Origin of the sequence: Micromonospora echinofusca (assembly GCF_900091445.1) — a bacterium.
GTDB lineage: Bacteria > Actinomycetota > Actinomycetes > Mycobacteriales > Micromonosporaceae > Micromonospora > Micromonospora echinofusca.
In genome coordinates, this window is record NZ_LT607733.1 from 2,313,704 (window position 1) to 2,336,771 (window position 23,068).

A 23,068-nucleotide genomic window follows, 5' to 3' on the forward strand; every position below is an offset into this window, starting at 1 on the left:
GCGGCGGCCGGGCCCGGTCCCGGGCAGGGGGTCAGGCCGGTTCGGCGGCCCGGTGCGGCGCGGCGGTCGCCGGGAGCGCGGCGCGCCCGGCCTGGCGGCGGCTCAGCCGCCCCGTCCGGTGCAGCCAGCGCACGGTGTCGGTCAGCGTCTCGTCCAGCGACCGGCTCGCCGGCCCGAGCAGTTCCTCCGTCGGCGTGCCGTCGATCGGGCGGGCGGTGGCGCACAGGTAGATGGCGCCGTGCTCGGCGGGCAGGTGCACGGGCGACAGCCGCTGCGCCGCGCTGACCAGGTGCCCCATCGGCAGCAGGGCCCGCGCCGGCAGCCGCAGGGTGGGCAGGGCCCGCCCGGTGACCCGGCGCAGCGCGTCGACGAACTCGCGGGTCGTGACGTACCGGCCGGGGGCCGGGAAGCGGCGGGGGCCGCGCCCCGGTTCGAGCACCGCGGCGTGCAGCCGGGCCACGTCCCGCACGTCGCCGACGGGGAAGCCGCCGGTGGGCCACATCGGCATCAAGCCGCGCAGCACGTTGCGTACCCGCGTCGTCTGGTCGCCCAGGTGCGGGTCGTCGGGCCCGAGCGAGGCGAGCGGGTACGTGACGACCACCGGCGCCCCGTCGCCCTGGTGCCGGCGTGCGACGTGCTCGGCGGCGGCCTTGCTGCGCAGGTACGCCTCCCGCGGCGCGCCGACCGGCGAGTCGACGGTCAGCGGCGAGCGCGCGGCCGGCAGCAGCACGCCGAAGGTGGAGACGTGGACGATCGGGTCGAGGCCCGCCGCCCGCGCCGCCCCGAGCACGACCTCGGTGCCGCGCAGGTTGACCGCCCGCATCCGCGCCCGGTCCCGGGAGTCGAAGCTGTACACGCCGGCCGCGTGCAGCGCGGCGGCGCAGCCGTCGGCGGCCCGGGCGACGTCGGCGGGGTCGGTGACGTCACCGACGACCAGCTCCACCCGCCCGGCGTCGGCGCCCGACGCGGTCAGCACCCGTCGGGCGCGGGCCGCGTCCCGCACGAGCATCCGGACCCGGTGGCCGGCGTCGAGGATGGCCGCCGTCGAGTGGGAGCCGATGAATCCGGTGCCACCGGTTACCAGGACCAGCATCGCGACTCCCGCGGGTGGGGGACTGGGTCGTCGCCCATCATTCGCGGGCGCCGCCGACCCCTCCTTCTCCCAGGGTGCTCAACCGGCGTCGATCGCGTTGCCCGCGCCCCCGCCTTCCCAATACTGGCATTGCCGCAGTCGTGGGAGCCGTCGTCGTGACCGCCCGGCGGCGCAGAGCAGGAGGCAGATCATGATCGCTCGTCGGGTGGCCTCGTCGGTGGTCCAGCGTCAGGTCAACTACGTCACGCCGGTGCCGCAGGGGTCCGCGCGGGGCCTGGTGGCGGCCGTCTACGCCCAGGTGGCGCAGGAGATGCAGCTGGTGGTGCCGCCGGCGCAGCTGCACTCCCCGTCGCCGGAGGTGCTGGCCGCGTACTGGATGGTCATGCGGGAGCCGCTGCTGCCGACGGAGAACGTGGACCGGGCGACGAAGGAGGCGGTGGCGGCCGCCGTGTCGGTGGCGAACATCTGCCCGTACTGCGTGGACATGCACAGCGTCGGGCTCTACGAGCTCTCCACCGAGCACGACGCGGAGGCGATCGTGGCCGACCGGCTCGCCGAGATCACCGACCGGCGCATCCGCGAGGCGGCGGAGTGGGCTCGTACGGCCCACCAGCCGCAGACCGCGCGCCCGGTCCTGCCGTTCGCGGAGCGGGACCGCCCGGAGCTGGTCGGCGTGGTGGTGGGCTTCCACTACGTCGCCCGCGTGGTCAACGTGTTCCTCGCCAACTTCCTGCTCCCGCCCGGGTTGACGCCGCGGGCGCGGCGGCGCCTGAAGCGCGGTATCGGCTGGTTGTTGCAGGGCACGCTGCGCGACGCCCGGGAGCCGGGTCGCTCGGTGGAGCTGCTGCCGCCGGCGCCGCTGCCGGCGGAGGCGGCCTGGGCGGCGGGCAGCCCGCACGTGGCCGGGGCGATGGCCCGCGCCTACGCGGCGTTCGAGGCGGCCGGCGAGCGGGCGGTCCCGCCTGCGGTGCGGGAGCTGGTCGTCGAACGTCTGGCCGCCTGGCGGGGGGAGGAGACCGGCCTGAGTCGACAGTGGTGCGAGCGGTTGATCGCGCCGCTGCCCGAGCCGGAGCGCGCCGCCGGCCGCCTGGCCCTGCTGACCGCGTTCGCCTCCTACCAGGTCGACGAGGAGGTGGTCACCGAGTTCCGCCGCCACCAGCCGGGCGACGCGGCCCTGGTCGACGCGGTCGCCTGGGCCAGCTTCGCCGCGGCCCGCCGCGTCGGCGCCTGGTACGCCCCCGCCGGCTCGCCCGAGCCGGTCTGACGGAGCCGCGACACGAACTGAGCACGCAGGAAGACGCGTCGACGTGTCGGTGTCGACACGCTGGGTGAGGGCGTGGCGTTCTCGCGCGTCCGTCACCCTTGGAGGAGGCAACGTGACCAGCTACCAGGCGACCCTGCCCGGATCGTCCGGGCGTTGGGCGGCACTCAACGGCACGCACCACCGGGCCGCCCTGAACGCGTTTCTCGTGATCGTGCTGGCGCACTGGGCCGAGCACCTGGTGCAGGCGTACCAGATCTGGGGCCTGGGTTGGTCGCGGCCGGAGGCGCGCGGGGTGCTCGGCATGCCGTTCCCGTGGCTCGTCAGCTCCGAGTGGCTGCACTACGGCTACGCCATCGTGATGCTCGTCGGGCTGTGGATGCTGCGTCCCGGCTTCGTCGGGCGCAGCCGGAGCTGGTGGACCGCCGCCCTGGCGCTCCAGTTCTGGCACCACATCGAGCACCTGCTGCTGCTGTTGCAGGCGCAGACCGGCCGGCACCTGTTCGGCAGCCCCGTGCCCACCAGCCTGCTCCAGGTCGTGATCCCCCGGGTCGAGCTGCACCTGTTCTACAACACGGTCGTCTTCGTGCCGATGGTGATCGCGATGTACCTGCACCTGCGGCCCTCCGCGGCGGAGGAGGAGCTGATGGCGTGCAGCTGCCGGCAGCCCGGGGCCGCCGCGCAGCCGGCATGACCACCATGGACGGTGCCCGCCCGCCCGCGCCGCCCGCGCCGGCCGGGAGGGTGCAGCGGGCGGCGATCGTCGTGGCGGCCGGTGTCGTGCTGTCGATCGTCGCGTTGCTGGCCTTCGGCAGCCCGGCCGCGAGCCGGCGGCTGATGCTCCAGCCGGGCGACGGGTCGGTCGTCGGGTCGGCGCCCGCCGAGGTGACGCTCACGCTCGGCGGGGCCGAGTCGGCCGAGGACCCGCACCTGGCCGTGACCGGACCGACCGGGGCGGTCGTCTCGACCAGGAGGCCGGCCGTCCGCGACGGCCGCCTGGTCGTGCCGGTACGCGACGCCGGGCCGGGCGCCTACCGCGTCGCCTACCGCGTCCGGTTGCCCGACGGCCGGCAGGTCGCCGGCCTGGCCGGCTTCACCGTGACCCCCGGAGCCGCACCGGCCGGGCCCGTCGCCACGCCGGTCGGGGAGGCGGCCGCCGGCCACGACCACGCCCGGATCGACGGCATCAACGGCGTGCTCCTCCTGCTGGACCTGGGCCTCGTCGGGGTGGCACTGCTGCTGATGTTCCTCCGCCCGCAGCGGGGGAGAGGGCCCGTCACCGGCCCGTGACCCCGGGCGCGGGTGGATGAGCGCACAGCAGAAGAGGCGGCCCCGGCCGGCGCGAGGTGACGATGAAGTCACCCGCCGGCCGGGGCCGGCGTCGTCGTACCGACAGGGGGATCTGCCATGCCGACGGTACTGGGCTCCGTACGTCGACTGCTGATGGCGCCGACGCTCGCGGACGTCACCTTCGCGCGTCGGGGCTTCCCCGGCCCCGCCACGGAGGTCACCCGCCGGCTGGAGGCGGTGCCGCAGTCGGTGATCTGCGGATTCGAGTGGGGCATCGACACCCGCGACCCGTGGGAGCTGGAGCGCCGGCTCGCGCTCGTCGACCGGGAACTGCTCGGCTTCGCCTACGAGGGCGCCACGATGGCCTGCACCATCCTCGACGTGATGGGGCCCCGGCGCGGTACCCGCACCCGTGACCTGCTGCGGGGGCCCGGCGCGCCCCATCTCTTCCTCGCCTACATCGGCATCGGGTTCGCGATGGCGCGCCTGCCGCGCCGCTTCTGGCGGCACGTCGTGCCCGACCTCACGGGCAACCCGTACCACCCGACGATGACCTGGCTGGCCGTCGACGGCTACGGGTTCGACCGCGCCTACTTCGATCTCGACCGGTGGGTGACCCGGCAGGAGCGGCTGGCGGCGTACCCGTGGCAGGGCCACGGCGACTACTTCCTGCGGGCCACGGACCAGGGCCTCGGGCGGGCGCTGTGGTTCATCCACGGCGCCCGCACCGCCGACGTGGCCGGGGCCGTGCGGGCCTTCGCCACCGACCGGCACGGCGACCTGTGGAGCGGGGTGGGGCTCGCCGCCACCTTCGCCGGGGGTGCCGACGCCGAGGCGCTCGTCGCGCTGCGCGCCGCCGCCGGTCCGTGCGCGCCGGACCTGGCCCAGGGCGCGGTCTTCGCCGCCAAGGCCCGCAGCCACGCCGGCTACGTGCCGGCGCACAGCGAGGCGGCGATGCACGCCCTCGGCGGGCGCTCCGTGGCCGCCGTCGCCGCGCTCGCCGACGACGTGGCGGTCCGCGCGGAGGACGCCGGGCGGCTGCCCGCGTACGAGGTCTGGCGGCGCAACGTCCGCGCGCACTTCGAGCCGGCCGACGTCGGCCACGACCGCTGAGAGCCGTCCGCGTCGTCCGCCCGGCGGTACGCGACCCCGGCGCGGACCGGGCCTCGTCGCGCCCGCCGCGCCGGCCCCGGCCGTGAACGCCTCGAATAATTGCGATGAATGCGCAAGGGTGAAGAAATCAACCCTTCCCACTTTTGCCATCATCGAAATGGATGTCCATCCCGGCAACGAAAACACCGACCCTTTGGGGGAACGTGCCATGCAGAGCCTGCGTGATCTGCGGCGCAGAATCCTGACGCCAAATATCTCCGAGACGAAATTGGACGTACGCGGCTTCCACGTGCGCGACGCGGAATCGAAGGCGCTGCTCGAAACCGTCGGCGCCTCATTCCTGGCCGGTTACGGATACGCCGCCGAGGCGCCGACGACCGCAGCGGCCGAACAGCGTCTGGAAACGGTGCCGACGCGCTTTCGTGGCTTCGCGTACGAGGGCGCCGGGATGGGCTTCGCCGTCCGGGACGCGCTGCGGCCGGGCCGCCCCCGGCACGTGGCGAGCCTGCTCGCCGGCCGGGGCGACGCGCACGTCTACATGGTGTACGTCGGCGTGGGCTGGGCGATGGCCCGGGTGCCCCGGTTCCGCTGGGGCCAGCTGTACGCCCCGGACCCGCTGCTGCGGTGGCTGGTCCTCGACGGCTACGGCTTCCACCAGGCGTACTTCCACACCGACCGGTACGTGTACGGGCAGTACCGCCACCCGCGGTTCCCGTGGCCGGCCGAGGGCCCGCGCGAGTACGCCGACCGGGTCATCGACCAGGGCATCGGCCGGGCCACCTGGTTCGTCGGGGGCACCGACGTGGACCGGGTGACGGAGATCTTCGCCGCGTTCCCCGCGCACCGGCGGGCCGACCTGTACGCCGGGGCCGGCCTCGCCGCCACCTACGCCGGCGGGGCCCCCGAGGCGGACCTGCACCGGTTCCGCGACCGTGCCGGCGACTACCGCGTGGACCTCGCCCAGGGCAGTGCCTTCGCGGCCGGGGCCCGGGTACGCGCCGGCCTGGTCGCCCCGCACAACGAGGTCGCCACGCAGGTGTTCTGCGGCATGTCCACCGTCGAGGCGGCGAAGGTCACCGACGTCACGCTGCCCCGCGGCCAGGACGGCGCCACGCCCGCCTTCGAGCGGTGGCGCCAGGCCATCGCCGCGGAGTTCGAGGGGCGGTGCTGACCGTGGCGCCCCTCCCACCGGCCGTTCCCGCGCCCCGGCGGTCCACCACCGCACGCAACGAAGGAGAGACCTCGTGACCAGGATCGCTGTCGTGGGGATGGCGTGCCGCTACCCGGACGCCACGTCACCCCGCGAACTGTGGGAGAACGCCCTCGCCGGGCGGCGGGCCTTCCGCCGGCTGCCCGCCGAGCGGATGAGTCTGGACGACTACTGGGATCCGGACCCGGCCACACCCGACCGCTTCTACGCCCGCAACGCCGCGGTCATCGAGGGCTACGAGTTCGACCGGATCGCCTACAAGATCGCGGGCAGCACCTACCGCTCGACCGACCTCACCCACTGGCTCGCCCTCGACATGGCGGCCATGGCGCTGGCCGACGCCGGCTTCCCGATGGCGGAGGGCCTGCCCCGCGAGCGGACCGGCGTGGTCGTCGGCAACACGCTGACCGGCGAGTTCTCCCGGGCCAACCAGCTACGGCTGCGCTGGCCCTACGTACGCCGCATGGTCGCCGCCGCGCTCAAGGAGCAGGACTGGGACGACGACCAGCTCACCGCGTTCCTCGACGAGTTCGAGGCGACGTTCAAGGGTCCGTTCCCGGAGGTCGACGAGGACACCCTCGCGGGTGGACTGTCGAACACCATCGCCGGGCGCATCTGCAACCACTTCGACTTCAAGGGCGGCGGCTACACCGTCGACGGCGCCTGCTCCTCGTCCCTGCTCTCCGTCGCCACCGCGTGCAAGACCCTCTCCGACGGCGAGGTCGACGTGGCGATCGCCGGCGGCGTGGACCTGTCCATCGACCCCTTCGAGATCATCGGCTTCGCCAAGACCGGCGCGCTGGCGCGCGGCGAGATGCGCGTCTACGACCGTGGCTCGAACGGCTTCTGGCCGGGCGAGGGCTGCGGCATGGTGGTGCTGATGCGCGAGGCCGAGGCCCGCCAGGCGGGGCACCGCGTCTACGCCACCATCGCGGGCTGGGGCATCTCCTCCGACGGCAAGGGCGGCATCACCCGGCCGGAGGTCGCCGGCTACCAGCTCGCCCTGCGCCGGGCGTACGACCGGGCCGGGTTCGGCATCGAGACCGTCGGGCTCTTCGAGGGCCACGGCACCGGCACGGCGGTCGGCGACACCACCGAGCTCCAGGCGCTGTCGCTGGCCCGGCGCACCGCCGACGGGAACTCCCCGCAGGCCGCCATCAGCTCGATCAAGGGCATGATCGGGCACACCAAGGCGGCGGCCGGCGTCGCCGGGCTGATCAAGGCCGCGATGGCGGTCCACCACGAGGTCCTGCCGCCCGCCATCGGCTGCGTCGACCCGCACGAGATCCTCACCGCCGAGCAGTCCGCGCTGCGCGCCCTGCGCAAGGCCGAGGCGTGGCCGCGCGGCGTGCCCGTACGCGCCGGCGTGACGGCGATGGGCTTCGGCGGAATCAACACCCACATCGTGCTGGAGAACGGGCAGCCGCGTCGCTCGTCGCGGCTGGACAGCCGCTTCCGCAACCTCGCCGCGTCGATGCAGGACGTGGAACTGCTCCTCGTCGACGGTGGCAGCCCACAGGAGCTGCGCGAGCGGTTGCAGCGGCTCGTCGACTTCGTGCCCACGGTGTCGTACGCCCAGCTGGGCGACCTCGCCGCCACCCTGCACCGGGAGCTGCGCGACCTGCCCTACCGGGCGGGCGTGGTGGTCTCCTCGCCGGAGGACGCCGAGCGGCAGTTGCGCCGCGTCTGCGACGCCCTCGACGCCGGCGAGGCGCGCCTGTTCTCCGCCGACGGCGGCTGCTTCCTGGGCCACGTGAGCGGGCCGGGTCGCATCGGCTTCCTCTTCCCCGGGCAGGGCTCCGGCCGGGGCACCTCGGGCGGCGCGCTGCGCCGGCGCTTCGCCGACGTGGAGGAGGTCTACCAGCGGGCGGCGCTGCCCAGCAGCGGCGACATGGTCGCGACCGCGGTGGCCCAACCGAGGATCGTCACCGGCGCGCTGGCCGGCCTGCGGGCGCTGTCGCTGCTCAACCTCGACGCGACCGTCGCCGTCGGGCACAGCCTCGGCGAGATCGCCGCCCTGCACTGGGCCGGCGTGCTCGACGAGGAGGCGCTGCTGCGGGTCGCCGGGATCCGTGGCCGGACGATGGGGGAGCACAGCGCCTCCGGCACGATGGCCAACATCGGCGCCCCGCCCGAGCGGGTGGTCGGGCTCATCGCGGACCTGTCCGTGGTGATCGCCGCGTACAACGGGCCGGAGCAGACCGTGATCGCGGGTTCGGAGGCCGCGGTGGAGGACGCCTGCGAGCGGGCCCGCTCCGCCGACCTGCGGACCACCCGCCTCGCGGTGTCCCACGCGTTCCACTCCCCGCTGGTCGAGCCGGCCGCGGACGCCCTCCTCGAGGCGCTGGCGGGGGAGCGGTTCGGGCCGGTCACCCGGCGGGTCGTCTCCACGGTCACCGGCGAGCCGCTCGCCTCCGACACCGACGTCGCCGCCCTCCTGCACCGCCAGATCACCGATCCGGTGCTGTTCAGCCAGGCCGTGGCCCTCGCCGCCAAGGAGGTCGACCTCTTCGTCGAGGTCGGTCCGGGGCAGGTGCTCTCCGGCCTGGCGTCGGCCAGCACCGACCTGCCGGCGGTGGCCCTCAACACCGACGACGAGTCGCTGGCCGGCCTGCTGCGCGTCGCGGCGGCCGCGTACGTGGTCGGCGCCGGCGGAGTGGAGGGCGCCCTCTTCCACGACCGGCTGGTCCGGCCGCTCGAGGTGGGCCAGGACTTCCGGTTCTTCGCCAGCCCCTGCGAGTCCGCCCCGGTGGTGAACCTGCCCAAGGGCGCCGGTGGGCGGGCGGCGGCTCCGTCGGCGGCGGAGGGACAGCGGCCGGAGCCGGAGCAGCCGGCGGGCGAGTCGAGCCTGCAACTGCTGCGCCGGTTGGCCGCCGAGCGGGCCGAGCTGCCGCTGGAGATGGTGCACGACGGCAGCCAGCTCCTCGACGACCTGCACCTCAGCTCGATCACCGTCGGCCAGCTGGTCAACCAGGCGGCGCAGCAGCTCGGTGTGCCGGCCGCGCAGACCCCGACGAACTTCGCGACGGCGACCGTCGGTCAGCTCGCCGAGGCTCTGGAGCAGCTCGCCCGCACCGGCCGGGAGGCCGACGCGTCCGGCCCGGCCTTCGTGCACGGTGTGGCCGACTGGTGCCGGGCCTGGTCGGTCGACCTCGACGAGGCGCCGTCCCCGGTCGCCGCGGGGGCCGAGGCCGACGGGCCCTGGCAGCTGTTCGCCCCGGCCGGGCACCCGCTCGCCGAGCCGCTGCGCGCGGCCCTGCAGAGCGCCGGTGTCGGCGCGGGTGTGCTGGTGTGCCTGCCGCAGCCGTGCGCCGAGGCCGACCTCGAACTGGCCCTGCGGGGCGCGCAGGCGGCGACGGCCGCCGCCCCCGGCACCCGCTTCGTCCTCGTCCAGCAGGGGCCGGGCGCGGCCGGGCTGGCCAAGACGCTGCGGCTGGAGGCGCCGCACGTGCGGACCACCGTCGTGCACACCCCGCCGGCGCCGCAGGCCGTGGCGAGGGTGACCGCGGAGGTCGCCGCCACCGACGGCTTCGCCGAGGTCCACCTCGACGCCGACGGGCGCCGGCGGGTGCCCACCCTGCGTGGGCTGCCGGTGCGGCCAACCGAGACGCGGCAGCCGCTGGGCGCCGAGGACGTGCTGCTGGTCACCGGCGGTGGCAAGGGCATCACCGCCGAGTGCGCCCTGGCGATGGCGGTGGACAGCGGCGCCCGCCTCGCCGTGCTCGGCCGCTCGGATCCCGCCCAGGACGAGGAGCTGGCCGCGAACCTCGCGCGGATGGCGGACGCCGGCGTACGGGTGCGCTACGCCCGGGCCGACGTGGCCGACCCCGCGCAGGTACGCCAGGCCGTCGACGAGCTGGTCGCCGAGCTGGGACCGGTCACGGCGGTGCTGCACGGCGCGGGCCGCAACGAGCCGGCGGCGTTGACGGGCCTCGGCATGGACGAGTTCCGCCGCACCTTCGCGCCGAAGGTCGACGGCCTGCGCGCCGTGCTCGACGTGGTCGACGCCGACCGGCTGCGCCTGCTGGTGACGTTCGGCAGCATCATCGGCCGGGCCGGCCTGCGCGGCGAGGCCCACTACGCGACCGCGAACGACTGGCTCGCCGAGCTGACCGTCGACTTCGGCCGACGCCACCCGGACTGCCGCAGCCTCTGCCTGGAGTGGTCGGTCTGGTCCGGCGTCGGCATGGGCGAGCGGCTGTCCGTGGTCGAGGCGCTGACCCGCGACGGCATCACCCCGGTCACCCCCGACCAGGGGGTGGCGATGCTCCGGCGCCTGCTCGCCGACCCGCACGCGCCGTCGGTGGTGGTCGTCAGCGGGCGGACCGAGGGCATCGACACCGTCCGGATGGACCTTCCGGAGTTGCCGCTGCTGCGCTTCGTGGACCGGCCGCTCGTGCGTTACCACGGCGTCGAGCTGGTCACCGAGGCCGAACTCAAGCCGGTCGCCGACCTCTACCTGGACCACCACCGGCTCGACGGCAACCTGCTGTTCCCGGCGGTGTTCGGCATGGAGGCGATGGCCCAGGTCGCCGCCGCGGTGACCGGACGGACCGACACGCCGGTGGTCGAGCGGGCCGAGTTCCTGCGGCCCATCGTGGTGCCGCCGGAGGGCAGCACCACCATCCGGATCGCCACCCTCGTGGTCGACGACGACGTCGTGGACGCGGTCGTCTACAGCGCGGAGACGGAGTTCAGCGCCGCGCACTTCCGGGCGCGGCTGCACTTCACCGGGACGCGGCCGCCGGCCGGCCCGCCCGAGCAGGTGTCCGCCGGGCTGCCGGCGGTGCCGCTGGACCCCGCCACCGACCTGTACGGCGACATCCTGTTCCAGGGCGGACGGTTCCAGCGGCTGCGCAGCTACCACCGCTCGGCCGCCCGGCACGTCGACGCCGACGTCGTCACGGCTCCGCAGACGCGGTGGTTCGCCGACTACCTGCCCGACGCCCTGCTGCTGGGCGACCCCGGCGTGCGGGACGCCCTCATGCACGGCAACCAGGTCTGCGTCCCCGACGCGACCCTGCTGCCGGCCGGGATCGAGCGGCTCCACCCGGCGGGGCCCCGGCTGGCCGAGGCGGAGGAACTCCGCTACTGCGCCGAGGAACGCAGCCGCGACGGCGACACCTACGTCTACGACATCGCGCTCCGCTCCGCCGACGGTGCGGTCGTGGAGCGGTGGGAGGGCCTGCGGCTGCGGGCGGTGCGCAAGAAGGACGGCCGCGGGCCGTGGGTGGCCCCGCTGCTCGGGTCGTACCTGGAGCGGACCGTGGGTGACCTGGTCGGCGGTGACGTCGCCGTCGCGGTGGAGCCGGCCCCGACGGAGCGGACCGGACGCGGCGAGGCGGCCGGGCAGGGCACGCCGGACGAGACCCGCCGGCGGCGGGCCCGCACCGCGGTGGCCGCCGGCCGGGCCGCCGGCGGACCGGTCGAGGTCACGTACCGGCCGGACGGCCGCCCCGAGCTGGCCGACGGCCGGTCGCTCTCGGCCGCGCACGCCGAGAACCTGACGCTGTGCGTGGTCGGCACCGGGCCGCTCGCCTGCGACGTCGAGGCGGTACGCGCCCGGGAGGAGTCGGTCTGGCAGGGGCTCCTCGGCACGCACGTCGACCTCGCCCGGCTCTGCTGCGCCGACGGCGGGGAGTCGCTGGACGCGGCGGCGACGCGGGTGTGGGCGGCGATCGAGTGCCTGCGCAAGGCGGGGCTGTCGCACCGGGCGCCGCTGGTCGCGGTGCCCTCGGACCGGGCCGGCTGGCTGGTCTTCGCCTCCGGCGACCTGCGGATCGCCACGCTCGTCACGACCGTGCGGGACCTGCCCCAGCCGATGGCGTTCGCGATCCTGACGGAAGGACGGGGCTAGGCGATGGACAAGTACTTCGAGTACCTGCACACGGTGGGCTTCGAGGAGACCAACCTCGTCGGCAACGTGTACTACGTCAACTACCTGCGCTGGCAGGGCCGCTGCCGGGAGATGTTCCTGAAGGAACGGGCCCCGGACGTGCTCGCCGACGTACGCGAGGACCTGAAGTTGTTCACCCTCCGCGTCGACTGCGAGTTCTTCGCCGAGATCACCGCGTTCGACGAGCTGTCCATCCGGATGCGCCTGGTGGAGCTGGCGCAGACCCAGCTGGAGTTCAGCTTCGACTACGTCAAGCTCGACCGGGACGGCGGCGAGACGCTGGTGGCCCGGGGCCGGCAGCGCATCGCCTGCATGCGCGGCCCGAACACCCGCACCGCGCCGGCGAGGGTGCCGGAGGCACTGGTGACGGCGCTCGCGCCGTACACCTCGGCGCGGCGCTCCTGACGGCGCGAGGAGGAGACGTCGTGGACGTACAGCGAACACTCACCGTCGGGACGCCCGACGTGACGGCACTGCGGCGGGCGTACGGTGCGTTCGCCACCGGCGTCACGGTGGTGACCGTCGGCGGCGCCACCCCGCACGGGATGACCGCCAACTCGTTCACCTCCGTGTCGCTCGACCCGCCGCTGGTGCTGGTGTGCGTCGACCGGAACGCGGTGATGCACGCCTGCCTCTCCCGGACGCGCGAGTTCGCGGTCTCGGTGCTGACCGACGACCAGGAGAAGGTGGCCCGGTACTTCGCCGACGGGCGGCGGCCGCTCGGCGGCGAGCAGTTCGACCAGGTGGACTGGCGCCCGGGCGCGACGACGGGCGCGCCGCTGATCAGCGGGGCCCTCGCCCACTTCGAGTGCGAGGTGTGGCGCTCCTACGACGGCGGCGACCACACCATCTTCCTCGGCCGGCTGCTCTCCCTGGAGCGCCGCACGGACGGGGAGGCGCTGCTCTTCCTCTCCGGCCGTTTCCGTCAGGTCGAGCAGGAGCGGAGTGAGGCGGCATGACGACCATCCAGGGCGGGGCCCGGCGTACGCCGCCGGGCCCGCCCCGCCCCGCCGCCCTGCACATGCTGATCCTGATGGGCCGGGACCGGCTGCGGATGATGACCCTGGCGGCGGAGCGGTACGGCGACGCGGCCCGGCTGCCGGTCGGGCCCAAGCAGCTCTACTTCTTCAACCATCCCGACCACGCCAAGCACGTGCTGTCCGACAACAGCGCCAACTACCAGAAGGGCATCGGCCTGGTGCACGCCCGCCGGGCGCTCGGCGACGGGCTGCTCACCAGCGAGGGCGAGCTGTGGCGCAAGCAGCGCAGGGTGATCCAGCCGGCGTTCCAGAACCGGCGGCTCGCCCAGTACGCGGGCGTGATCGGCGAGGAGGCCGCGCTGCTGGTCGAGCGGCTGACGGCGCGGGCCGACGGCCCTCCGGTCGACGTGCTGGAGGAGATGACCACGCTGACCCTCGGGGTGCTCGGGCGGACCCTGCTCGACGCCGAGCTCAGCGGTTTCCACGGCGTCGGCGCGTCGTTCGCGGCCGTGCAGGACCAGGCGATGTTCGAACTGGAGACGCTCAGCGCCGTGCCGCCGTGGATCCCGCTGCCCCGGCAGCTGCGGTTCCGGCGCGCCCGCCGGCACCTCCAGCGGGTCGTCGACGAACTCGTCGCCGGCCGGGGCCGGGACGTGGACGGGCGCGACGACGTCCTGTCCCGCCTGATCGTCTCGACCCGGCTGGAGAAGGATCCGCGGGTGGCCCGCCAGCGGCTGCGCGACGAGCTGGTCACGCTGCTGCTGGCCGGGCACGAGACGACCGCCAGCACGCTGGGCTGGAGCCTGCACCTGCTCGACCGGCATCCCGAGATCCGGCGGCGGGTCCGCGAGGAGGCCGTGACGGTGCTCGGCGACCGGCTGCCCGAGTACGAGGACCTGCACCGGCTGCGGTACACGGCGATGGTGGTGGAGGAGGCCATCCGGCTCTATCCGCCGGTCTGGCTCCTGCCCCGCAAGGCACAGCAGGACGACGAGATCGGCGGCTACCACGTGCCGGCGGGGGCCGACATCCTCATCTCCCCGTACACCCTGCACCGGCATCCCCGGTTCTGGGACGAGCCGGAGCGGTTCGACCCCGACCGCTTCGACCCTTCGCGCAGAACGGAGCGCCCCCGCTACGCGTACATCCCGTTCGGCGCCGGCCCCCGGTTCTGTGTGGGCAACAACCTGGGCATGATGGAGGCCACCCTCGTCCTGGCCATGCTGCTGCGGGACGTGCGCCTGGCGGGGGTGCCCGGTCGTCCGGTGGTGCCCGAGCCGATGCTGTCGCTGCGGGTGCGCGGCGGCCTGCCGATGACGGTGCACAAGGTTGACTGAACTCCGTGCCGGACCCGCGGGCGCCACGGCGGCGCCCGCGGGTCCGGCACGTGCCCGCCCGGTGGCCCGGGGCGGCATCCCGCGCGGAGGCGCTCGCGGCGCCTGGTCCCGCCGGGCCGTGCGTCGGGCATCATGGCGGGACCCCGGCCGGCGGCGCCCGTCACGGGCGCCGGCGGCCGGGGTCCTCGTGTCCGGCCCCGGGTGGAGGCGACGGTGCGCGGTGCCGCCCGGGGGGTACGCGGTGCTCCCGCCGGTGGCGGGGTCAGGCCGCGTACATCTGGGACCGGTTCTCCCGCTGGGCCTGGCGTTCGCTCGCGGCCTTGCGGCTGTCGAGCAGCGCCAGGAGGACCGGCGGGTCGATCTTGGACACCTGCTTGAGGTGGGCGTCGGCGGTCAGGGTCTGACGTCCGTGCACGACCAGCGGGCCCACCGCGGCCACCATCATCATGTCCTGCTCGAGCCGGAGCACGTCGCCGGAGACCGAGTGGCACAGCAGGTACCAGGTGCCGTCGGGCACGTTGGCGAAGTGGTACGCGCCCGGCGACTCGAGGATGGCGCAGCGTACCGGTGGGCCCTCGGGGATGCGGTGCTGGAACAGGCCCAGGAAGATGAGCCCGGGCGCCGGCCCACGTGCCGGCGCGGTGACCTGCCCGGTGATGGTGCCCTGCGTCTGACCCGTCGGGCGCTGGGTGGGGATGCGGGGAGTGAAGCCGCCCATCCGCCGGTAGGTGGTGGGTGGCAGGCCGACGCTCCTCGTGAACCGGGTGCTGAACGTTCCCACGCTGTTGTAGCCCACCCGCAGGCTGATGTCCGTGACGTTCAGCCTCGTCGTGGTCAGCAGCCGCTTGGCCTCTTGGAGGCGGATCGCGGACAGGAACCGTCCCGGCGAGATGCCGGTCACGCGCTGGAAGATCCGTGTGAAGTGGAACTTGCTGAACATGGCTGCGCGTGCCATGTCATCCACCGTCAACTGTTCGGATAAATTGCTGCGCATGGTGTCGATGGCCCGTTCCACTGCCTGTTCTGCGCTGTCGTGCATTTGTCTCCCCCGGATTGCGGACAATCCCAATGAGTGGATGTGATGAATCGACTGAGGTCTATAAGGGATGCCAGTCGGTCACCATTCACCGCTAACCGCAGTTGATGCTAGCCGAGCCCGGGCGGGCCGGTCAACACTTTCTGCGTTCGGAGCGTAGCGCGGAGTGACGGAGGGGGGCTTATCAATTCATGCGCAGAATCGGTGCGTGCCACTATCGGCCCAGGTGGAGATCGTTTGGACTGCTAATTGTATTGTGGAACTCGCCAGTATCTGTGCTGCCGGGCTGTCGATCCTTAGCGTACTTTTTCGGACATCGGTGGCCCGTTCCGATGCGTGCCGATCGAGGGGGTCGCGCCGTCGCCGCCGGCCCCGCCGATCCCGACGGCGACGAGTGTCGATCAATGGCTAATGATCGATCTCTATGGCAAGATTGCCCAAACGTTCGCCAGGGCGGAGGACGCGTGCGTATCTCGGAGCTCAGTAGACAGAGTGGCGTGTCAGTCCCGACGATCAAGTTCTATCTGCGTGAGGGTCTGCTCCCCGCAGGCCTGCCGACCGGTCGCAACCAGGCCGACTACAGCGAGCGGCACCTGCGGCGGATCCGGCTGATCCGGACCCTGACCAGCATCGCCGGGCTGGACCTGTCGTCCGTCCGGGAGATCCTGGCCGCCATCGACGACGAGGACCTCACCCTGCGCGACGCCTACCAGGTCCTCGATCAGGCTCTCTACCTCGACGGGTCCGAGACCCTGGGCCGCGAGGCGGTGGACTGCGCGCGCGAGGAGGTGGCGGACCTCGCCGAGGCGCTCGGCTGGTCGCGCGAGTCCAGCCTCTCCGGCGGGGAGGTGCTGGCGCACGTGCTGGCCGGGCTGCGCAGCCTCGGCTGTGAGGCCGAGGTGTCCTTCTTCACCTCCTACGCCCGCGCCGCCGAGCAGCTCGTCGTCTCGGAACTCGACCTGGTCGCCGCCGAGGGCGGTACCGAGAAGGGCCCGGCGATCGTGCGCAGCGTCCTGTTCGGCGTCGCCCTGTCCGCCCTGCGCCGCATGGCGCACGAACACCACGTCGCGCTTCGATTCCCGTTGAATACGGTTGAGTGAGGGCCTCGAACGGGTGAGATGGCGGATCCGCCCCGCCCGAAACGCACACGGTGCAGTCGGCCACTGAGCAACCTTTGAGAAGAACTCGGGCCGTGGTCCCGCCACGATAAGTGGGCCGGTGGCGACTTTCGCAGCCGGTTCGCCAGGCATCGTGAAGGGACGCACGACATGCCTCGATCGGCTGGGAATGGGCGGCGCCGGCAACGAACGCCGTAGCGCCGCGTGTTGGATGCCCGTTCCGTCGGTGATGAACTGTCCATGAATGACAGGAAAAGAACGCGCCGCTGGACGATTCATTCATTTCTCAGTCGCCGACACTGCCCGTCGCCAGACCCGGCCGCAGCACGGTGGATCCGCCGCTGCGGGCACGGGTGGTGGCCGAATCTGGAGGGGAACCCTTGCCATCCCAACCCGTCGGCGCGATCCGCCGAATCATTCCCGCTGCCTTCGTGCTGGTCCTCGTGGCGGCGTTCTTCGCCGTGGCCCGGCTGCCCAGCGCGTCGGCCGAGGAGCGTCAGACGCTGGCGTCGCGGTTCGGCTTCACCGAGCTGCCGATCGCGCTGCCGCCCGGCCTGCCGGAACGCAGCGTGCGGCCGGTGAACCCCGAGTACGAGCACATCCGCGCCTGGGTGTCCTCGGTCGGCGCCGCCGTCGCGGCGAACGACCTCGACGGCGACCTGATCGCCAACGACCTCTGCCTGGTCGACACCCGCAGCGACAGCATGATCGTCACGCCGTCGCCCGACGGGCCCGCCCGGTACGCGCCCTTCGTGCTGGACCCCGCGCCACTGCCCACCCACAAGGCGATGGCGCCGATGGGCTGCGTGCCCGGCGACTTCAACGGCGACGGCCGCACCGACCTGCTCGGCTACTACTGGGGTCGGACGCCGGTGCTGTTCCTGCACCGCGCCTCCGCCACGGGGCCGCTGACCAAGGCGACCTTCCACCCCACCGAGCTGGTCGGTCAGCCGTCCTCCTCCAGCGGCGAGTACCAGGGCAAGCTCTGGAACACCAACGCGGTCGCGGTCGCGGACTTCGACGGTGACGGCCGGCCGGACATTGGCGTCTTCAACTACTTCCCCGACAGCCAGGTGCTCGACCCGGCCGGGCAGCCCAACGTCGAGATGAACCACTCGCTGTCCCGGGCGCAGAACGCCGGCGGGGCGCACGTGCTGCGCTGGACCGCCGCCACCAGCGGCGACAACCCGAGCGCCACGTACGTCGAGCAGTCCGCCATCCCGCCGGAGTACGCCACCGGCTGGACCCTCGGCGCCGGCTCCGCCGACATCGACGGCGACCTGCTGCCCGAGCTGTACCTCGCCAACGACTTCGGTCGGGACCGCTTCTTCCACAACGTCTCCACGCCGGGCCAGATCCGCTTCGCGATGGCGGAGGGCCGCCGCGGCGCGCTGACCCCGAAGTCCATGGTGGTCGGGCACGACTCGTTCAAGGGCATGTCGATCGAGTTCGGCGACCTCGGCGGCACCGGCAAGTTCGACATGTTCGTCAGCAACATCACCACCTCCTGGGGCCTGGAGGAGAGCAACTTCGTCTGGCGCAACAACTCGTCGAGCCTGGCCGACGCCCGCAAGCGGTTGAGCGAGGGCAAGGCCGTCTTCGACAACAAGGCCGCCGAGCTCAACATGGCGTGGGTCGGCTGGGGCTGGGACGCCAAGATGGCGGACTTCGACAACAGCGGCGAGATGTCGGTGGTCCAGACCGCCGGGTTCGTCAAGGGCGAGATCAACCGCTGGTCCTGGTTGCAGGAGCTGGCCATGAGCAACGACCTCATGCTCCGCAACCCGGGCATGTGGCCCAAGGCCGAGCCGGGCGACGACATCGCCGGTTCCGAGCCGTTCGCGTTCTGGGTCCGGGAGAAGAACGGGCGCTACGCGAACATCAGCGCCGAGCTCGGCATGACCGACAGCACCCCGAGCCGCGGCGTGGCCGTCGCGGACACCAACGGCGACGGAGGCCAGGACTTCGCCGTGGCCCGGCAGTGGGGCGCCCCGTCGTACTACCGCAACGACAAGCCCGGCAGCGGCAACTTCCTGGGCCTGCGCCTGTGCCGGCCCGGCGAGGACGGCCGGGGTTCGCCCGCGTACGGCGCCCAGGTCCGGGTGAAGACGGCGGACGGTCGCACCCGCGTCGCCCAGCTCGACGGTGGCAGCGGCCACTCGGGCAAGCGCAGCTTCGACGTCTTCTTCGGCCTCGGCGACGCCGGTGCCAAGCCGGTCTCGGCGGAGATCGCCTGGCGCGACCTCAACGGTGGCGTGCACAAGCAGACCCTCGACCTCGCCGCGGGCTGGCACACGATCATGCTCACGGACAAAGCCCAGGAGATGCCCAAATGACCGACGTCCGAGACAGCGCCCGTACCGGCAGTGACGTGCGGGGGGTGGGGGGCACCGTGGTCGCCGACGCTCCGCTCGGCCCGGCGCCGGCCGTCACGTTCGACCGCAACGCGTCGGTGGCGGCCACGCCCGGGGCGCCCCCGCGGATCGACCGGCGGGACCCCCGCTACCTGGCCCTGCGCAACTTCGCCATCTCCATGAGCGTCTTCAACATCCTCGGGTACACGGTGCTCGGCTTCGAGCAGCCCTGGACCTGGCCGCTGCTCGCCCTGGCGGTCGGTTACGCCACCGAGATCGCGGTCGAGCTGGTCACCGCCCGGGCCAACAAGCGCCCGCCCGCCTTCCTCGGCAACGGCGCCTGGGGGATGTACACGTTCCTGCTGCCCACCCACATCACCGCGCTCGCCGCGAACATGCTGCTCTACGCCAACGACAACTTCTGGCCCATCGCCTTCGCGGTGGTCGTCGCCATCGGCCAGAAGGCGATCTTCCTGGCGCCGATCAAGGGCCGCATGCGGCACTTCATGAACCCGTCGAACTTCGGCATCACGGTGACCCTGGTGGCCTTCTCCTGGGTCAACATCGCCCCGCCATACCACTTCACCGAGGACGTGCCGGACATGATCCGGATCCTCGTGCCGCTGGTCATCCTGACGGCCGGCACCGTGCTCAACGGGGTGCTCACCAAGAAGATCCCGCTGATCGTGGGCTGGGTCGGCGGCTTCGTGATCCAGGCGCTGGTGCGGCACTTCATCTGGGACGTCGCGCTCTGGGCGGCCCTGCTGCCGATCACCGGTGTCGCGTTCGTGCTGTTCACCAACTACATGATCACCGACCCCGGTACGACGCCCACCTCGGGTCGGGCCCAGTTCATGTTCGGCGCGAGCGTCGCCGGCGTGTACGGCGTGCTGATCGCCTCCAACGTCGTCTACACGCTCTTCTTCGCCGTGACGATCGTCTGTCTCGCCCGGGGCCTGCTCTGGTGGGGCATCTGGCTGCGCGACCGCTCCCGGCGTGAGGGTGCGCCGCAGGTGCGGCCCGCCGTCACCTGACGACCGTCGGTCCGTCGCTGGCGCGACCCCGGGTCCGCCGGCGACGGACCTCGTCCCGATTCACCCGCATGTCAGAGAGGAGAGCGAGGCGATGAGCGTGCACCGCAGCCCGCAGGCCCCACCGCGAGGTGTGCCGCCGGAATCCGTACCCCGGCCGGTGGCCCGCCCCGGGCGGACGGCGGTGATCAGCGCCGCGGCGGGCGTGCTGCTCGCCGTGCTCTGGTCGTTCGAGCTGGTGGACTCGGTGATCGGCGACACCGTCGCCGACACCCTGCTGGGCCACGACGCGAAGGGCACCGCCATCACCGGCACCGCGGCGGGGCTGCTGTTCGCCTTCGTGTCCGGCTTCGCCGGGACCTTCACCGCCTGCAACATCGCGATGGCGGCCTCCGTCGGCCCGATGAGCCAGGCCGGCGCGACCGGGCACCGCCACGGCGTACGGTCGCTGCTGCGCCCCGTCGCCTGGCTGACGGTCGGCATGCTGGCGGTGTCGGCGACCTACGGCGCGCTCGGGGTGCTGCTCGGCGAACGGCTGCCGCAGCTGTCCACCGACACCGTGGGCGGGATGCCCGTACGCCTGATCCAGTCGTCGGTGGTCTTCGGCCTGATCGGCCTCGCGCTGACCTACCTCGGGCTGGCGGCCCTGGGCCTGCTGCCGGACGTCTTCGCGCGCCGGCCGGTGGCGCGGGTGGTCGTCATGGGTGCCCTGGTCGGGGGGTTCCTGGTCGGCCGGCCGTACCCGCTGTTCAACAAGCTGTTCCACTGGGCCGTCGACACCGGCAACCCGGCCTACGGCGCGCTCGCCTTCGCCCTCCAGTCGCTGGGCAACGTGCTGATCGTCGCGGCGCTCTTCGCGGTCCTCATCCTGGCCAGCCGGGGTCGGTTCCTCGCCTGGATGGCGTCGCCGCGCCGCGCCGCGACGGTGACCGGCGCGCTGCTGGTCGCGCTGGGCGTCTTCACCGTCGTGTACTGGGACCTGCGGGTACCGGCGATCTTCGGGGTGGGCTGGTTCCCGACGATGCCGTACAACTGATCGGCGTCGCCGACGACGCCCCCGGTGCGGGATGGACCGGGGGCGTCGTCGGGCCGGCTAGCGGGCGTTGCCGGGCACCGGCCCCGGGGCGCGGGCGGGGCTGCCGGTGCCGGGCCGGGCGCGCTCGGTGGTGGCCGCCATCCAGCCGGTCGTGATGAGCAGCAGGGCCGCGATGTAGGTGGTCATCACGGCCAGGCCGTGGCCGGGGATCCGGGAGCCGGCGGCGCCCATGCCGATCAGCAGGTCGGAGATCAGGAACAGCCCTCCGCCCAGGGCCACCCGCCGGGAGACGCCGGCCGCGGCGGCGGCCATCAGGCTGAGCGCGAGGCTGTAGCCGAGCACCGGCAGCCGCAGCGGGCCGAGGGAGTTCCACAGCACCAGGTTGGCGGCCACCCAGCAGGCGAGATAGGCGGCGACCGCGACGACCGGCGGCCGCCGGTGGCGCAGGAAGGCGGTCAGGAAGGCCACCTGGGTGCCGAGGAAACAGCCCATGCCGACGAGGAACGCCGTGTCGCCGGAGACCAGCAGCGCGATGTCGCCGCCGGTCGCGAAGACCAGCCCGACGGCCACGGGGTCGACGCGCCGGCGTACCCGCAGCAGGTGGACCAGCAGCACCGGCGCGAGCAGGGGCTTGGCCAGCCACTGAAGGAGGATCGAGTCGGTCGCCACGCCGATCAGCTCGACGGCGGCCACCACGCCGAACAGCCAGAGGAGACTCATCGGGCCACCGCCGGCTGCGCGTGCGCGGCGGGCTGCCAGCCCGGTCGGCCGAGGACGTAGCCGAGGCGGTGCCGCCAGGACGAGGCGGCCCGGGCGTCGGCCCAGATCGCCCGGTACTCGTGCGTGGCCACCCGCAGCGGGTTGTACGTGTCGATGTTCTTGGTCAGGCCGTAGCGGACGGTGGCCCGCTCGGGCTCGAAGGTGCCGAACAGCCGGTCCCACACGATCAGGATGCCGCCGTAGTTGCGGTCCAGGTACTCGGCGTTGGCGCCGTGGTGCACCCGGTGGTGCGAAGGCGTGTTGAAGATCCATTCGATGGGCCGGGGCAGCCGGTCGACCCGCTCGGTGTGCAGGAAGAACTGGTACAGCAGGCTGACCGACTGCTGGAGGAAGATCATCCACGGGGGGATGCCGAGCAGCGCCAGGCCCAGCCAGAACGGCACGGACGTCATCGGGGTCCAGCTCTGCCGCAGGGCCGTGGAGAGGTTGAAGAAGACGCTGGAGTGGTGCACCACGTGCCCGGCCCAGAGTAGCCGTACCTCGTGGTGGGACCGGTGGAACCAGTAGTAGGCGAGGTCGTCGGCGAAGAAGAGCAGCACCCACGTCCAGACGCTGGTGGGGGAGAGCTGGATCGGCGTGACGGTGTACGCGGCGGCGTAGAGGCCGATCGTCGCCAGCTTCCACGGCACGCCGATGACCTGGCTGCCGGCGCCCATGGTGAGGCTGGTGGCGGTGTCGCGCAGCTCGTAGCCGCGTTCGCCGTCGTCGGGGGCGAACCGGTAGGAGAGCGCCTCGACGACGATGAGGAGCAGGAACGCCGGTACGGCGTAGAGCACGGCGGGGATCATGCCCGGGCTTCCCTTCTCGGTGCTGCGGCGGGGGTGGTGAGGGGGGCGGTCAGCAGGGCCCGCGCCTCGCGGGCGGCATCGGCGGCCCGGCCGGTGACGATGGCGTCGGCGAGCCGGCGGTGGCCCGCGACGTCGAGGAGTTCCACGGCGCGCCGCTGCGGCGGCACCTCGCCGACGGCGAGCGCGCCGGCCACCAGGCTGTTGAAGGCCAGCAGGTAGGCGGTGTTGCCGGAGCCGGCGACGATGTGCCGCCAGAGCACGATGGTGGCCTCGCCCATCCCGGTGAGGTCCGGCGCCAGGCCCGCGTACTCCTCGACGGCCCGCAGGATCGCGGCCCGCACGGCCGGATCGCCGCGCTCGGCGCAGAGCCGGGCCGCGTCGACGCCGATGCAGGCCCGCATCTCCAGCATGTCGCGGACCAGGGTGTCCACCGGCAGGGTGTCGTGGAAGCGGGTGAGGGACAGGGCGAGGTCGAGCCCGGCGTGCACCCGCCAGTCCAGCACCCGGGTGGCGTCGCCCTGGCTGACCCGCACCAGGCCGAGCTGCTGAAGGCGGCGCAGGGCCTCCCGCACGGCGTGCCGGTTGACCCCGAAGGTGGCGGCCAGCTCCCGCTCGCCGGGCAGCGCCTCGTCGGGTCGGTAGACGCCGCTGACGATCGCGTCGCGGATCTGGCCGAAGACGTGGTCGGAGACCGAGGAGCGGGGGACGGGAGCGAACGTCATGCCGAGCAGTGTGGCCTGGCACA

18 protein-coding genes are annotated in these 23,068 nt (G+C 73.3%); 13 read left to right on the forward strand and 5 right to left on the reverse strand.

What is annotated here, in order from left to right; translation table 11 throughout:
- Positions 1–31: 31 nt before the first annotated feature.
- A complete protein-coding gene (locus GA0070610_RS10265; RefSeq protein WP_088999815.1) occupies positions 32–1,093 on the reverse strand; it encodes an NAD-dependent epimerase/dehydratase family protein in 1,062 nt (353 codons plus the stop codon).
- 190 nt (positions 1,094–1,283) lie between these two features.
- On the opposite strand from GA0070610_RS10265, the gene GA0070610_RS10270 reads away from it, so the two are divergent.
- From GA0070610_RS10270 to GA0070610_RS10310, 9 genes are all read left to right on the forward strand, one after another.
- The gene (locus GA0070610_RS10270; protein ID WP_088999816.1) at positions 1,284–2,357 is read left to right on the forward strand and encodes a carboxymuconolactone decarboxylase family protein; all 1,074 of its coding nucleotides are present in this window, start codon (positions 1,284–1,286) and stop codon (positions 2,355–2,357) included.
- A 112-nt stretch (positions 2,358–2,469) separates the two neighbouring features.
- The gene (locus GA0070610_RS10275) at positions 2,470–3,048 is read left to right on the forward strand and encodes a hypothetical protein (protein ID WP_231926041.1); all 579 of its coding nucleotides are present in this window, start codon (positions 2,470–2,472) and stop codon (positions 3,046–3,048) included.
- Positions 3,006–3,644 carry a copper resistance CopC family protein gene (locus GA0070610_RS10280; RefSeq protein WP_088999817.1) on the forward strand — a complete coding sequence of 213 codons (639 nt, stop codon included), beginning with the start codon at positions 3,006–3,008 and terminating at the stop codon, positions 3,642–3,644. Before GA0070610_RS10275 ends, GA0070610_RS10280 begins: the two co-directional genes overlap by 43 nt.
- A gap of 117 nt (positions 3,645–3,761) precedes the next feature.
- Positions 3,762–4,757, forward strand: coding sequence for a DUF1702 family protein (locus tag GA0070610_RS10285; RefSeq protein WP_088999818.1), 996 nt, complete (start codon positions 3,762–3,764; stop codon positions 4,755–4,757).
- Between the two features lie 208 nt (positions 4,758–4,965).
- Positions 4,966–5,928 (forward strand): DUF1702 family protein, encoded by a 963-nt coding sequence (locus GA0070610_RS10290; protein ID WP_088999819.1) that lies wholly within the window; start codon positions 4,966–4,968, stop codon positions 5,926–5,928.
- A 73-nt stretch (positions 5,929–6,001) separates the two neighbouring features.
- On the forward strand, positions 6,002–11,824 hold the full coding sequence (locus GA0070610_RS10295; RefSeq protein ID WP_088999820.1) for a type I polyketide synthase: 5,823 nt from the start codon (positions 6,002–6,004) through the stop codon (positions 11,822–11,824).
- A gap of 3 nt (positions 11,825–11,827) precedes the next feature.
- Positions 11,828–12,268, forward strand: coding sequence for an acyl-CoA thioesterase (locus GA0070610_RS10300; protein WP_088999821.1), 441 nt, complete (start codon positions 11,828–11,830; stop codon positions 12,266–12,268).
- A gap of 20 nt (positions 12,269–12,288) precedes the next feature.
- Positions 12,289–12,822, forward strand: a complete 534-nt coding sequence (locus tag GA0070610_RS10305; RefSeq protein WP_088999822.1) for a flavin reductase family protein — start codon at positions 12,289–12,291, stop codon at positions 12,820–12,822.
- Positions 12,819–14,180, forward strand: a complete 1,362-nt coding sequence (locus GA0070610_RS10310; protein ID WP_088999823.1) for a cytochrome P450 — start codon at positions 12,819–12,821, stop codon at positions 14,178–14,180. Before GA0070610_RS10305 ends, GA0070610_RS10310 begins: the two co-directional genes overlap by 4 nt.
- A gap of 262 nt (positions 14,181–14,442) precedes the next feature.
- Here the strand turns inward: GA0070610_RS10310 and GA0070610_RS10315 are convergent, their stop codons facing one another.
- A complete protein-coding gene (locus GA0070610_RS10315) occupies positions 14,443–15,219 on the reverse strand; it encodes a helix-turn-helix domain-containing protein (RefSeq protein WP_088999824.1) in 777 nt (258 codons plus the stop codon).
- A 401-nt stretch (positions 15,220–15,620) separates the two neighbouring features.
- On the opposite strand from GA0070610_RS10315, the gene GA0070610_RS10320 reads away from it, so the two are divergent.
- From GA0070610_RS10320 to GA0070610_RS10335, 4 genes are all read left to right on the forward strand, one after another.
- Complete coding sequence (locus GA0070610_RS10320) at positions 15,621–16,316, forward strand: MerR family transcriptional regulator (RefSeq protein WP_269458870.1); 696 nt, start codon at positions 15,621–15,623, stop codon at positions 16,314–16,316.
- A gap of 449 nt (positions 16,317–16,765) precedes the next feature.
- Positions 16,766–18,670 carry a CRTAC1 family protein gene (locus tag GA0070610_RS10325; RefSeq protein WP_088999826.1) on the forward strand — a complete coding sequence of 635 codons (1,905 nt, stop codon included), beginning with the start codon at positions 16,766–16,768 and terminating at the stop codon, positions 18,668–18,670.
- Positions 18,667–19,722, forward strand: a complete 1,056-nt coding sequence (locus tag GA0070610_RS10330; RefSeq protein WP_088999827.1) for an enediyne biosynthesis protein — start codon at positions 18,667–18,669, stop codon at positions 19,720–19,722. The genes GA0070610_RS10325 and GA0070610_RS10330 overlap by 4 nt, the downstream gene beginning before the upstream one ends.
- Positions 19,723–19,813: 91 nt before the next feature.
- On the forward strand, positions 19,814–20,755 hold the full coding sequence (locus GA0070610_RS10335) for a hypothetical protein (protein ID WP_088999828.1): 942 nt from the start codon (positions 19,814–19,816) through the stop codon (positions 20,753–20,755).
- Positions 20,756–20,812: 57 nt separating this feature from the next.
- Here the strand turns inward: GA0070610_RS10335 and GA0070610_RS10340 are convergent, their stop codons facing one another.
- From GA0070610_RS10340 to GA0070610_RS10350, 3 genes are read right to left on the reverse strand one after another with little or no spacing between them, the layout of a single operon-like run.
- Entirely contained in the window at positions 20,813–21,475 is a 663-nt protein-coding gene (locus tag GA0070610_RS10340; RefSeq protein WP_088999829.1) for a lysoplasmalogenase, read from the reverse strand.
- Complete coding sequence (locus GA0070610_RS10345) at positions 21,472–22,323, reverse strand: sterol desaturase family protein (protein ID WP_088999830.1); 852 nt, start codon at positions 22,321–22,323, stop codon at positions 21,472–21,474. The genes GA0070610_RS10340 and GA0070610_RS10345 overlap by 4 nt, the downstream gene beginning before the upstream one ends.
- Positions 22,320–23,045 carry a FadR/GntR family transcriptional regulator gene (locus tag GA0070610_RS10350; protein WP_089003398.1) on the reverse strand — a complete coding sequence of 242 codons (726 nt, stop codon included), beginning with the start codon at positions 23,043–23,045 and terminating at the stop codon, positions 22,320–22,322. The genes GA0070610_RS10345 and GA0070610_RS10350 overlap by 4 nt, the downstream gene beginning before the upstream one ends.
- Between the last annotated feature and the right edge of the window lie 23 nt (positions 23,046–23,068).